The organism is Streptomyces sp. NPDC030798 (genome assembly GCF_055572275.1).
Genome location: NZ_JBVIDR010000001.1, coordinates 129,553 through 142,202 on the forward strand (window position 1 = coordinate 129,553; position 12,650 = coordinate 142,202).

General features: G+C 71.9%; 10 protein-coding genes. 7 read left to right on the plus strand and 3 right to left on the minus strand.

From position 1 onward, the window contains the following. Window positions 1-14: 14 nt before the first annotated feature. The 3 genes from ACZ404_RS00585 to ACZ404_RS00595 are packed head-to-tail and all read right to left on the minus strand — an operon-like array spanning window position 15 to window position 3,584. Window positions 15-1,007, minus strand: coding sequence for an ABC transporter permease (locus tag ACZ404_RS00585; protein WP_468435070.1), 993 nt, complete (start codon window positions 1,005-1,007; stop codon window positions 15-17). Next, window positions 1,000-2,070: an ABC transporter permease gene (locus ACZ404_RS00590; RefSeq protein ID WP_468435071.1), complete on the minus strand. Its 1,071-nt coding sequence runs from the start codon at window positions 2,068-2,070 to the stop codon at window positions 1,000-1,002. The genes ACZ404_RS00585 and ACZ404_RS00590 overlap by 8 nt, the downstream gene beginning before the upstream one ends. Continuing rightward, complete coding sequence (locus tag ACZ404_RS00595; protein ID WP_468435072.1) at window positions 2,067-3,584, minus strand: sugar ABC transporter ATP-binding protein; 1,518 nt, start codon at window positions 3,582-3,584, stop codon at window positions 2,067-2,069. Before ACZ404_RS00595 ends, ACZ404_RS00590 begins: the two co-directional genes overlap by 4 nt. Before the next feature lie 270 nt (window positions 3,585-3,854). On the opposite strand from ACZ404_RS00595, the gene rhaI reads away from it, so the two are divergent. The 7 genes from rhaI to ACZ404_RS00630 all read left to right on the plus strand — a co-directional run bounded on the left by rhaI (window position 3,855) and on the right by ACZ404_RS00630 (window position 12,605). Continuing rightward, window positions 3,855-5,015 carry an L-rhamnose isomerase gene (rhaI, locus tag ACZ404_RS00600; protein ID WP_468435073.1) on the plus strand — a complete coding sequence of 387 codons (1,161 nt, stop codon included), beginning with the start codon at window positions 3,855-3,857 and terminating at the stop codon, window positions 5,013-5,015. 133 nt (window positions 5,016-5,148) lie between these two features. Continuing rightward, a complete protein-coding gene (locus ACZ404_RS00605; protein WP_468435074.1) occupies window positions 5,149-7,188 on the plus strand; it encodes a bifunctional aldolase/short-chain dehydrogenase in 2,040 nt (679 codons plus the stop codon). Further along, the gene (locus ACZ404_RS00610; protein ID WP_468435075.1) at window positions 7,185-8,633 is read left to right on the plus strand and encodes a rhamnulokinase; all 1,449 of its coding nucleotides are present in this window, start codon (window positions 7,185-7,187) and stop codon (window positions 8,631-8,633) included. Before ACZ404_RS00605 ends, ACZ404_RS00610 begins: the two co-directional genes overlap by 4 nt. An 89-nt stretch (window positions 8,634-8,722) precedes the next feature. After that, window positions 8,723-9,478, plus strand: a complete 756-nt coding sequence (locus ACZ404_RS00615; protein WP_468435076.1) for a (Fe-S)-binding protein — start codon at window positions 8,723-8,725, stop codon at window positions 9,476-9,478. Beyond that, the gene (locus ACZ404_RS00620) at window positions 9,475-10,953 is read left to right on the plus strand and encodes a LutB/LldF family L-lactate oxidation iron-sulfur protein (protein ID WP_468435077.1); all 1,479 of its coding nucleotides are present in this window, start codon (window positions 9,475-9,477) and stop codon (window positions 10,951-10,953) included. Before ACZ404_RS00615 ends, ACZ404_RS00620 begins: the two co-directional genes overlap by 4 nt. Next, window positions 10,950-11,621, plus strand: coding sequence for a LutC/YkgG family protein (locus tag ACZ404_RS00625; protein ID WP_468435078.1), 672 nt, complete (start codon window positions 10,950-10,952; stop codon window positions 11,619-11,621). The genes ACZ404_RS00620 and ACZ404_RS00625 overlap by 4 nt, the downstream gene beginning before the upstream one ends. 126 nt (window positions 11,622-11,747) lie before the next feature. Next, on the plus strand, window positions 11,748-12,605 hold the full coding sequence (locus ACZ404_RS00630) for an AAA family ATPase (RefSeq protein ID WP_468435079.1): 858 nt from the start codon (window positions 11,748-11,750) through the stop codon (window positions 12,603-12,605). The last annotated feature ends 45 nt before the right edge of the window (window positions 12,606-12,650 follow it).

A 12,650-nucleotide genomic window follows, 5' to 3' on the forward strand; every position in this document is an offset into this window, starting at 1 on the left:
GGGTGGTGCGGGAGTTACGACGTCGGTGTCGAGGCAGCGGCCCTGCGGCCCACCCTCGCGACGGTGATCTGCCGTGCGACCCGGGGGCCGAGCACGGAGACGACGAGCAGCACACCGGTGACGACGATCTGCGACTGCGCGGAGACGTTCAGCAGGCTCATCACGTTCTGCAGCGCGCCCAGCAGGAACACGCCGGCGATCGCGCCGCCCAGCGTGCCCTTGCCGCCGTCGAAGTCGATGCCGCCCAGCAGCACCGCGGCGACGACGGAGAGTTCGAGTCCGGTGGCGTTGTCGTAGCGGGCGCTGGCGTAGTGCAGGGCCCAGAAGATGCCGGTGAGCGCGGACATGAATCCGGTGGTGACGAAGAGGATCAGCTTGGTGCGCCTCACCCGGATCCCGGCGAAGCGTGCCGCCTCCTCACTGGCGCCGATCGCGAACAGCGACCGGCCGAACGGGGTGGCGTGCAGGGCGACCACCGCGATGGCGAGCAGCACCAGGAAGGGCAGGAAGGCCTGCGGCAGGAAGGAGCCGCCGAGGCGGCCGGCCGCGAAGTTCAGGTACTGGGTGGGGAAGTCGGTCACCGCGTCGGAGCCGAGGACGATCTGGGCGATGCCCCGGTAGGCGGCGAGGGTGCCGATGGTGACGGCGAGGGACGGCAGCCCGAGCCGGGTCACCAGCAGGCCGTTGACCAGCCCGCACACCACGCCCAGCAGCAGGCACAGCGGGATGATCGTCTCGATGGCCATGCCGTCGTTCCACAGCTTGCCCATCACCGCGCCGGACAGTCCGGCGGTGGAGGCGACCGACAGGTCGATCTCGCCGGAGACGACCAGCAGGGTCATCGGCAGGGCGATCAGCGCGATCGGCAGGGTGTTGCCGATGAGGAAGGACAGGTTGAGCGCGTTGCCGAAGCCGTCGACGAAGCCGAAGGAGAGCAGCAACAGCACGATCAGGAGGGCTCCGACGACCGTGTCCCAGCGGACGGCGCGGGTCAGTGACTCAGGCACCGGCGTTCTCCTTCGTCGGGGCGGTCCGCCGCCGGGCGGACTTCTTCTTCAGGGCGGCGGCCACGCGCAGGGCGACGACCCGGTCGACCGCGATGGCGAGCAGCAGCAGGACACCGTTGATGGCGAGCACCCAGACGGAGCTGACGCCGAGCGCGGGCAGCACGCTGTTGATGGAGGTGAGCAGCAGGCCGCCGAGGGCGGCGCCGTAGACGCTGCCGGAGCCGCCGGTGAAGGCGACGCCGCCGACCACGACCGCGCTGACGACGGTGAGTTCGTAGCCGTTGCCGGTGCCGGAGTCGACGTTGCCGAACCGGGCCAGGTACATCGCGCCGGCGAGCCCGGCGAGCCCGCCGCAGACGGTGTAGGCGGCCAGGATCCGCTTGCGGACGGGGATGCCGGCCAGGCGGGCGGCCTCCGGGTTGGAGCCGAGGGCGTACAGTTCGCGTCCGCTGCCGTAGTGCTTGAGGTAGTAGGCGGTGGCGATCAGTACGGCGAGGGCGATGAGGGCCAGCCAGGGGATCGCCGAGATGCCGCCGGAGCCGAAGTCGACGAATCCGCCAGGGAGGTCGGCCGCGGTGATCTGCCGGGAGCCGACCCAGATGGAGTCGACGCCCCGGATGATGTAGAGGGTGCCGAGCGTGACGACGAGGGCGGGCACCTGGCCGAGGCTGACGAGCAGGCCGTTGAGGAGACCGAAGGCGACGCCGAGCGTCACGGCGAGGAGGACGGCGACGACCGGGTCGCCGCCGCTGTGCAGCCAGGTGCCGGCGGCGAAGGCGCTGATGCCGAGCGTGGAGCCGACCGACAGGTCGACGTTCCGTGTGATCACCACCAGGGACTGGCCGGTGGCGACCAGCACCAGGATCGTCGCGTTGAGCAGCAGGTCCTTGATGCCCTGCTCGGACAGGAACTCGCTGTTGCCGGCCTGGGTGACGCCGATCATCACCAGGAAGACGGCCAGGATGGCGAGTTCGCGCATCTTGAAGACGCGGTCCACCAGCCGGGCGCCGCCGGCCGGGGGCGCCTCGGCGAGCGGGGTCGGGTTCGGAGTGGTCACCGTCATGCGGCGGCCCTCCCGGTGGCAGCGGCCATCACGGTTTCCTCGGTGGCGTCGGAGCGGGGGATCTCGGCGGTGAGCCGGCCCTCGTGCATCACCAGCACGCGGTCGGCCATGCCGAGGATCTCGGGCAGGTCGGAGGAGATCATCAGGACCGCCACCCCGTCGGCGGCCAGCTGGGACAGCAGCCGGTGCACCTCGGCCTTGGTGCCGACGTCGATGCCGCGCGTGGGCTCGTCGACGATGAGCACCTTGGGGCCGGTGGCGAGCCACTTGGCGAGGACGACCTTCTGCTGGTTGCCGCCGGACAGGGTGGAGACGGCGTCGGCGATCCGGGCGTACTTGACCTGGAGCTTCACCGCCCAGTCCAGGGAGCGGCTGCGCTCGGCGCCGCGGTCCACGAGGCCCGCCCTCACCGTCGTGCGCAGGCCCGTCAGGCCGATGTTCCGCTCGATGGACATGTCCATCACCAGGCCCTGGGCGCGCCGGTCCTCCGGGACCAGGGCGAGGCCCGCGGACATGGCGGTGGAGGGTGCGCCGTTGGTGAGCCGGCACCCGTCGACCTCGACCTCCCCGGCGTCCCAGCGGTCGATGCCGAACACGGCCCGCGCGACCTCGGTACGGCCGGCGCCGACGAGTCCGGCGAGGCCGACGATCTCACCGCGCCGCACCTCGAAGGAGACGTCGGTGAAGACGCCCTCCCGGGTCAGCCGGCGCACGCTCAGGGCGACCTCGCCCGGGGTGACGTCCTGCTTCGGGTACAGCTCGTCCAGGTCGCGGCCGACCATGCGGCGGACCAGGTCGTCCTCGGTCATGCCCGCGAGCGGCTCGCTGGCGATCCAGGCGCCGTCCCGCAGGGTGGTGACACGCCGGCAGATCTCGAAGATCTCCTCCAGCCGGTGCGAGATGAACAGCACCGCCGCGCCCTGGTCGCGCAGGGTGCGCACGACGCCGAAGAGCCGGGCGACCTCACTGCCGGTCAGGGCGGCGGTCGGTTCGTCCATGATCAGGACCCGGGCGTCGAAGGAGAGCGCCTTGGCGATCTCCACGATCTGCTGGTCGGCGATGGACAGTCCGCGCGCCGGCCGGTCGGGGTCGAGGTCGACACCGAGGCGCTTCATCAGGGCGGCGGTCGCCGCGTGGGTGGCCTTGTGGTCGATGCGGCCGAGGGCCCGCTTGGGCCGGCGGCCCATGAAGATGTTCTCGGCGATGGACAGGTCCGGGAAGAGCGTCGGTTCCTGGTAGATCACCGCGATGCCGGCGTCCCGGGCGTCGCCGGGGCCGTGGAAGACGACGGGCTCGCCGTCGAGCAGCACCTGCCCGGCGTCCGGGCGGTGCACCCCGGCGAGGGTCTTGATCAGGGTCGACTTTCCCGCGCCGTTCTCACCGGCGAGGGCGTGCACCTCGCCGGGGAACAGCTCCAGGGAGACGCCTCGCAGGGCGCGTACGGCACCGAAGGACTTGGCGACGTCCCTCAGGGCCAGCACCGGGGCCGGTCCCGGGTCGGGCGGGTGGGTCATGGGAGCTCCTCGACGACACCGAAGGCTCCGCCACCGGTGTCGTGAAAGGTTTCAACTGGATGGCCGGGACGTTAGGCAGCTCGGCCATGTCACGTCAATGGGTTCGTGTCGAAAAGATTTCGCGAGTTGAAGGTCACGGAGGAGTCACAGAAAAGTGAGGGGATCCGAGCGCTTGACAGCCCCTCGGGAGGCTCATAGCTTGCCGTCCTGAATCGTTTCACTACCCCGTCTTCCGCTCAGTCTTTCCACCGGACACCACAGGAGCCCCCAGTGACCGACCTCGCCGCGGTGAAGGCCGCGCTCAGGACCCAGGCCGTCGAGACGCCTTCGTGGGCGTACGGCAACTCGGGGACGCGCTTCAAGGTGTTCGCCCAGGCCGGCGTGCCGCGCTCGCCGTGGGAGAAGCTCGAGGACGCGGCGAGGGTGCACGAGTTCACGGGCGTGGCCCCCACCGTCGCCCTGCACATCCCCTGGGACAGGGTCGAGGACTACGCGGCCCTGGCCAAGTACGCCGAGGAGCAGGGCGTGCGGCTCGGCGCCATCAACTCCAACACCTTCCAGGACGACGACTACAAGCTGGGCAGCATCTGCCATCCGGACGCCGCGGTGCGGCGCAAGGCCGTGGATCACCTGCTGGAGTGCGTCGACATCATGGACGCCACCGGTTCGCGTGACCTGAAGCTGTGGTTCGCGGACGGCACGAACTACCCCGGCCAGGACGATGTACGAGAGCGGCAGGACCGGCTGGCCGAGGGGCTGGCCGAGGTCTACGGGCGACTCGGCGAGGGGCAGCGGATGCTGCTGGAGTACAAGTTCTTCGAGCCGGCGTTCTACACGACCGACGTGCCCGACTGGGGCACGGCCTACGCGCACTGCCTGAAGCTCGGCCCGAAGGCGCAGGTCGTCGTCGACACCGGGCACCACGCGCCCGGGACCAACATCGAGTTCATCGTCGCCACGCTGCTGCGGGAGGGGAAGCTCGGAGGGTTCGACTTCAACTCGCGGTTCTACGCCGACGACGATCTGATGGTGGGCGCCGCCGACCCCTTCCAGCTCTTCCGGATCATGTACGAGGTGGTACGCGGGGGCGGGTTCAGCTCCGAGGTCGCCTTCATGCTCGACCAGTGCCACAACATCGAGGCGAAGATCCCGGCGATCATCCGGTCCGTGATGAACGTGCAGGAGGCCACGGCCAAGGCGCTGCTCGTCGACCGGGACGCGCTGGCCGCCGCGCAGAGGTCCGGGGATGTTCTCGGCGCCAATGCGGTGCTGATGGACGCGTACAACACCGACGTGCGGCCGCTGCTGCGTGAGGTGCGCCAGGAGATGGGGCTGGACCCCGAGCCGCTTGCCGCGTACGCGCGGTGCGGGTGGGCCGAGAAGATCGTCGCCGAGCGGGTCGGCGGGGAGCAGGCGGGGTGGGGGGCGTAGAGCGTCCGGCGGGCGGGCGCCGTCGCGGGGCGCGGGTCCGTTGTGGTGGCTCGCGCCCACGCGGCGCAGCCGCATGTCGACACAGCCCCGCGCCCCTGTGTCACCTCTCTCTTCTGAAAAGGAACCCATACTCATGACCACCCATCCCGAAGCCGCCGCTCTTCTCTCCCGGTCCCACCGGCTCGGCTCCGATCCCCGCAACACCAACTACGCCGGCGGCAACGCGTCCGCGAAGGGCACCGAGGTCGACCCCGTCACCGGCGGAGACGTCGAGCTGATGTGGGTGAAGGGGTCCGGCGGCGACCTCGGCACGCTCACCGAGAGCGGGCTCGCCGTGTTGCGGCTGGACCGGTTGCGGGCACTCGTCGGTGTGTATCCGGGGGTGGAGCGCGAGGACGAGATGGTCACCGCGTTCGACTACTGCCTGCACGGCAAGGGCGGAGCCGCGCCGTCGATCGACACCGCCATGCACGGTCTGGTCGACGCCCCGCACGTGGACCATCTGCACCCGGACTCGGGCATCGCTCTCGCGTGCGCCGCCGACGGGGAGAAGCTGACCGCCGAGTGCTTCGGGGACAGCGTGGTGTGGGTGCCGTGGCGGCGGCCCGGGTTCCAGCTGGGGCTGGACATCGCCGCCGTCAAGGAGGCCAACCCGCAGGCCGTCGGGTGCATCCTCGGCGGGCACGGGATCACCGCCTGGGGCGCGACCTCCGAGCAGTGCGAGCGGAACTCGCTGCACATCATCCGTACCGCCGAGGCGTTCCTCGCCGAGAAGGGGAAGGCCGAGCCCTTCGGTCCCGTCCTGGAGGGGTACGAGGCGCTGCCCGAGGACCGGCGCAGGGAGCGGGCCGCCGCGCTCGCGCCGTATGTGCGGGCCCTCGCCTCGGCGGACAAGCCGCAGGTCGGGCACTTCAACGACGCAGAGGCCGTGCTGGACTTCCTCGCCCGCGCCGAGCACCCGCGCCTCGCCGCGCTGGGCACCTCGTGCCCCGACCACTTCCTGCGCACCAAGGTGCGGCCGCTCGTGCTGGACCTGCCGCCGTCCGCGCCCCTCGAGCAGGCGATCGCCCGGCTGAAGGAGCTGCACACCGCGTACCGGGAGGAGTACGCCGCCTACTACGAGGCGCACGCCCTGCCCGACTCCCCCGCCATGCGCGGTGCCGACCCGGCGATCGTCCTCGTGCCGGGCGTGGGCATGTTCAGCTTCGGCAAGGACAAGCAGACCGCCCGGGTGGCCGGCGAGTTCTACGTCAACGCCATCAACGTGATGCGCGGCGCGGAGGCGGTGTCGACGTACGCGCCGATCGAGGAGGCGGAGAAGTTCCGCATCGAGTACTGGGCGCTGGAGGAGGCCAAGCTCCAGCGGATGCCGAGGCCCAAGCCGCTGGCCACCCGGGTCGCGCTGGTCACCGGGGCCGGCAGCGGGATCGGCAGGGCGATCGCCCGGCGGCTGGCGGCCGAGGGTGCCTGCGTCGTCGTCGCCGATCTCGACGCGGGCAACGCGGCCGCCGTCGCCGAGGAGCTGGGCGGGCCCGACAGGGCCGTCGCCGTCACCGTCGACGTCACCTCCGAGGACCAGATCGCTGCCGCCTTCAGGGCCGCGGCGCTCGCCTTCGGCGGTGTCGACCTGGTGGTCAACAACGCCGGCATCTCCATCTCCAAGCCGCTGCTGGAGACCTCCGCGATGGACTGGGACCTGCAGCACGACATCATGGCCCGCGGGTCGTTCCTGGTGTCGCGGGAGGCGGCCCGGGTGATGATCGCGCAGGGGCTGGGCGGTGACATCGTCTACATCGCCTCGAAGAACGCCGTGTTCGCCGGGCCGAACAACATCGCCTACTCCGCCACCAAGGCCGACCAGGCGCACCAGGTGCGGCTGCTGGCCGCCGAGCTGGGTGAGCACGGGATCCGGGTCAACGGGGTGAACCCCGACGGCGTGGTGCGCGGTTCCGGGATCTTCGCGGGCGGCTGGGGTGCCCAGCGGGCCGCCGTGTACGGGGTGCCCGAGGAGAAGCTCGGCGAGTTCTACGCCCAGCGGACCATCCTCAAGCGGGAGGTGCTGCCCGAGCACGTCGCGAACGCCGTCTTCGCGCTGACCGGCGGGGACCTCACCCACACCACCGGGCTGCACATCCCCGTCGACGCGGGCGTGGCGGCCGCGTTCCTGCGATGAGCGGGAGCGTGAAGTCGTACGCCGCCGTCGATCTGGGCGCGTCCAGCGGGCGGGTCATGGTCGGGCGGGTCGGGCACGACGCACTGGAGCTGACCGAGGCGCACCGGTTCCCGAACCGGCCGGTGCGCCTGCCCGAGGGGCTGCGCTGGGACGTCCTGGGCCTGTACGCCGGTGTCCTGGACGGGCTGCGGGCCGCGGGTCAGGTGGACTCCGTGGGCATCGACAGCTGGGCCGTCGACCACGGGCTGCTGGACGCCGACGGTGCCCTGCTCGGCAACCCGGTGCACTACCGCGACGCCCGTACCGACGGCATCGCGGAGAAGGTCTGGGCGACGGTGCCGGCCGCCGAGCTGTACGCGGCGACGGGCCTGCAGTACGCCCCCTTCAACACGCTGTACCAGCTGGTGGCCGCGCGTGCCGGCGCGCAGTTCGCCCATGCCGCGCGACTGCTGCTCGTCCCGGATCTGCTGACGTACTGGCTGACCGGGGAGCAGGGCACCGAGCTGACCAACGCCTCCACCACCCAGCTGATCGACCCGCGGACGCGGACCTGGGCGTACGACCTCGCGGACCGGCTCGGCATCGACCTCGGGCTGTTCGCGCCACTGCGGCAGCCGGGTGATCCGGCGGGTGTGCTGCGCCCCGAGGTGCTGGAGGAGACGGGCCTGTCCGGGCCGGTGCCGGTGACCACGGTCGGGTCGCACGACACCGCCTCGGCGGTCGCCGCCGTGCCCGCGAGCGGTGAGCGGTTCGCCTACATCTGCACCGGCACCTGGTCGCTGGCCGGGCTGGAGCTGGACGCGCCCGTGCTCACCGAGGAGAGCCGGGCGGCGAACTTCACCAACGAACTCGGTCTCGACGGCACCGTGCGCTACCTGCGCAACATCATGGGGTTGTGGCTGCTCCAGGAGTGCCAGCGGGCCTGGGACGAGCCCGACGTGGGGCTGCTGCTGCGGGAGGCGGCGGGGGTTCCGGCCCTGCGGTCGGTGGTGGACGCCGGGGACGAGGCGTTTCTCGCGCCCGGCCGGATGCCGGAGCGGATCGCCGAGGCCTGCCGGGCTTCGGGGCAGCCGGTGCCGCGGACGCGCGCCGAGGTCACCCGGTGCATCCTGGACTCGCTCGCGCTCGCCCACCGCGGGGCGGTGCGGGACGCGCAGCGGCTGGCCGACCGTCCGGTGGACGTCGTGTACGTCGTCGGCGGCGGCACCCGCAACGCCCTGCTGTGCCAGCTCACCGCCGACGCGTGCGGGCTGCCGGTGGTGGCGGGCGCGACGGAGGCGGCGGCTCTCGGCAATGTGCTGGTGCAGGCCCGGGCCCACGGGCTGGTCGGCGACCTCACCGAGATGCGCCGGCTGCTGACCCGCACCCAGCCGCTGACCCGGTACACGCCCCGGGGCGACATCGGGCCCTGGCGGGAGGCCGCGGCGCGGCTCGCCACGCGGTGAGCGATGACCTCCCCGGGCGGCGCCCTCCCCAGGGACGGTGTCCGCCCACTACTCTGCACTCATCCGATGACCGACCCAGAGGAGCCGCGATGCGTGTCGCCCTGTTCCTGACCTGTGTCAACGACACGCTCTACCCGGATACCGGCCGTGCCGTGGTGAAATTGCTGACCAGGCTGGGCGTGGAGGTCGACTTCCCGATGGCCCAGACCTGCTGCGGGCAGGCCCACTACAACACCGGCTACCGGCATGAGGCGGAGCCGCTGGCCCGGCAGTTCTCCGATGTCTTCGGGGAGTACGAGGCGATCGTCACCCCGTCCGGATCCTGCGGAGCGATGGTGCGCGAGCTGTACCCGCGCATGGGCGAGCGGGCCCGGGCCGAGGGGCGCGGGGACTCGCTGGCCCGGACGCTGGCGCCGGTGGTGCCGAAGACGTACGAGCTGACGGAGTTCCTGGTGGACGTGCTGGGCGTGACGGACGTGGGGGCGTACTACCCGCACAGGGTCACCTACCACCCGACCTGCCACGGCCTGCGCGGCCTCGGTCTCGGCGACCGGCCGCGCAGGCTCCTGCAGGCGGTCGAGGGGCTGGAGCTGGTGGAGCTGCCGGGTGCCGAGGAGTGCTGCGGGTTCGGCGGGACGTTCGCGGTGAAGAACGCCGAGGTGTCGGCGGCCATGGGTACGGACAAGATCCGCAACGCCGAGTCGACGGGCGCCGAGGTGCTGTGCGCGGCCGACAACTCCTGTCTGATGCACCTCGGCGGCACGATGACCCGGCTCGGCACCGGGATGCGGCCGGTGCACATCGCTCAGATCCTGGCGAGCACGGAGGAGGAACCGGCGGTATGAGCGGAACGTTCGTCGGCATGCCGGCCTTCCCGAAGGCCGCGCACGAAGCCGTCCACAATCCCACCCTGCGCGGCAACCTGCGGCACGCCACCCACACCATCCGCGGCAAGCGGGCGCGTGCGGTGGGCGAGCTGGCCGACTGGACCGAGCTGCGGGAGGCGGGGCGGCGCATCAAGGACCACACCCTGCGCCATCTCGACCGGTATCTGGAGCAGTTGGAGGAGTCGATCACCGCGGCCGGCGGCACGGTCCACTGGGCCGCCGACGCCGCGGAGGCCAACCGGATCGTCGCCCGGCTGGTGAAGGAGACGGGCGAGTCGGAGGTCGTCAAGGTCAAGTCGATGGCCACCCAGGAGATCGGGCTCAACGAGGCCCTCGCGGCCGAGGGCATCCGCGCCTACGAGACCGATCTCGCCGAACTGATCGTGCAGTTGGGCAACGACCGGCCCTCGCACATCCTGGTCCCGGCCATCCACCGCAACCGCGGCGAGATCCGGGACATCTTCCGCACCGAGATGGCCGCGTGGGGGCGCCCGGCCCCCGAGGGCCTGACCGACACGCCCGGCGAACTCGCCGAGGCCGCCCGGCTGCACCTGCGGGAGAAGTTCCTGCGGGCCAAGGTGGGCGTCTCCGGCGCCAACTTCATGGTCGCCGAGACCGGCACCCTCGTCGTCGTGGAGTCCGAGGGCAACGGCCGGATGTGCCTGACCCTGCCCGAGACGCTGATCTCGGTGGTCGGCATCGAGAAGATCGTCCCGTCGTGGCGGGACCTGGAGGTCTTTCTGCAGACCCTGCCCCGCTCCTCGACGGCCGAGCGCATGAACCCGTACACGAGCATGTGGACCGGGACGGCGGACGAGGACGGGCCCCGCACCTTCCATCTGGTGCTCCTCGACAACGGCCGCACCGACACCCTCGCCGACGAGGTCGGCCGGCAGGCGCTGCGCTGCATCCGCTGCTCGGCCTGCCTGAACGTGTGCCCGGTGTACGAGCGGGCGGGCGGGCACGCGTACGGCTCGGTCTATCCGGGCCCCATCGGCGCCATCCTCAGCCCCCAACTGCGCGGGACGGCGAGCGAGATCGACGCCTCACTGCCGTACGCGTCGAGCCTGTGCGGCGCCTGCTACGAGGTGTGCCCGGTCGCCATCGACATCCCCGAGGTGCTGGTGCACCTGCGGGAGCGGGTCGCCGAGGGCGGTACGACGGTCCGGGACGGCAACAAGGTGGTGCTCCGGCCCGCCAAGGGCCACGCCGCCGAGCGGGCGGCCATGCGGGCGGCGCGCTGGGCGTTCGCCCACCCCGGCGCCCTGCGCACCGGCCAGCGCCTCGCCTCCCGCACCCGCCGGCTGCACCCCCGTACGCTGCCGGGCCCGGGGCGGGCGTGGACCGGCACGCGCGACCTGCCGGCCGTACCCGCCGAACCCTTCCGGGACTGGTGGCAGCGCACCAACGGCGGAAAGGACGAGGCCAGGTGAGCAGCAGGGAACGGATTTTGGGCCGGGTGCGGCGCGCGCTGGCCGATGTGCCGCCGGACGAGACGCCGTACGAGGAGGCCGTCGCGCGGGACTATCTGCGCGTGCACGGCGACCGCACGGCGGAGCAGACCGTGGATCTGCTCGCCGAGAACCTGGCGGACTACCGGGCGCTGGTGCACCGCTGCACGGAAGCGGAACTCCCGTCCCTTCTCGCCCGGTTGCTGGTGGAGCGGAAGGCGGCGTCCGTCCTGGTGCCGCCGGGGCTGGAGCCGGGCTGGCTGGCGGAGGCGGACGTCACGCGGGTCGCCGACCGGGCGGAGAGCACGGCGCACGAGCTGGACCGGACCGACAGCGTCGTCACCGCCTGCGCGGTGGCGATCGCCGAGACGGGGACGATCGTGCTGGACGGCTCCCCGGATCAGGGCCGGCGGCGCATCTCGCTCATCCCCGACCATCACATCTGCGTGGTCCGTGTCCCGGACCAGGTCGTGTCCTCGGTGCCGCAGGCGCTGGAGCGCCTCGACCCCACGCGCCCCTTGACGTGGATCTCCGGGCCCTCGGCCACGAGCGACATCGAACTGGACCGGGTGGAGGGCGTGCACGGGCCGCGGACGCTGGAGGTCGTGCTGCTGGGCCGAGCGGACGGAGCGCCCGGGCGGGCGGAGTGACAGACGGGAGGCGAGGGCGGGAGGAGCGACAGAGGGGGAGGCCTGGGCAGGAGGAGTGACAGACGGGCTGAACAAGCGCTTAGATAGTGAGCGTCCCGTTCGCCGCCCGCCCTGCCGGAGGCCCCGTTGTTCACGTCCGTCGACGACGTCTCCGCCCGCCTCGCCGAGACGGGCTACCTGGCCTCGCCCGCCGTCGCCACCACCGTCTTCCTCGCCGCCCGGCTCGGCAAGCCGCTGCTGGTGGAGGGGCCCGCCGGGGTCGGCAAGACCGAGCTGGCCAAGGCCGTCGCCGCGGTCGCGGGGGCCCGGCTGGTACGGCTGCAGTGCTACGAGGGCGTCGACGAGTCCCGCGCGCTGTACGAGTGGAACCACGCCAAGCAGCTCCTGCGGATCAGCGCCGGGCGCGGGGAGAACTGGGACGAGACCCGCACCGACATCTTCAGCGAGGAGTTCCTGCTCCCCCGCCCCCTGCTGACCGCCATCCGCGGCGACGAGCCGACCGTGCTGCTCATCGACGAGACCGACAAGGCCGACGTGGAGATGGAGGGGCTGCTGCTGGAGGTGCTCAGCGACTTCCAGGTCACGGTGCCCGAGCTCGGCACGATCAGCGCCACCCGCCGCCCGTTCGTCGTCCTCACCTCCAACGCGGGCCGGGAGTTGTCCGAGGCGCTGCGCCGCCGCTGTCTGTTCCTGCACATCGGCTTCCCGGAGGAGGAACTGGAGCGGCGGATCGTACGGCTGAAGGTGCCGGGGCTCGGCGAGGCGCTGACGGAGTCCGTGGTGCGGGTGGTCGGGGCGCTGCGCGCGATGGACCTGCGGAAGGTGCCGTCGGTCGCCGAGACCATCGACTGGGCGCGCACCCTGCTGGCGCTGGGCGCCGACACGCTGGACGAGGCGGTCGTCCAGGACACCCTCGGTGTGATCCTCAAGCACCAGGACGATGTGCTGAAGGCCGCCGCCAAGCTGGACCTGGACTCCCTGTGAGCGGTGTCGACGGACGGATCACCGGCCTGGTCGGCGCACTGCGCG

Bases quoted from the DNA above. Each gene is read 5' to 3' on its own strand.
- ACZ404_RS00615 (WP_468435076.1), top strand. From the start codon at position 8,723: ATGCGTGTCGCCCTGTTCCTGACCTGTGTCAACGACACGCTCTACCCG.
- ACZ404_RS00620 (WP_468435077.1), top strand. From the start codon at position 9,475: ATGAGCGGAACGTTCGTCGGCATGCCGGCCTTCCCGAAGGCCGCGCAC.
- ACZ404_RS00595 (WP_468435072.1), bottom strand. From the start codon at position 3,584: ATGACCCACCCGCCCGACCCGGGACCGGCCCCGGTGCTGGCCCTGAGG.
- ACZ404_RS00610 (WP_468435075.1), top strand. From the start codon at position 7,185: ATGAGCGGGAGCGTGAAGTCGTACGCCGCCGTCGATCTGGGCGCGTCC.
- ACZ404_RS00590 (WP_468435071.1), bottom strand. From the start codon at position 2,070: ATGACGGTGACCACTCCGAACCCGACCCCGCTCGCCGAGGCGCCCCCG.
- ACZ404_RS00605 (WP_468435074.1), top strand. From the start codon at position 5,149: ATGACCACCCATCCCGAAGCCGCCGCTCTTCTCTCCCGGTCCCACCGG.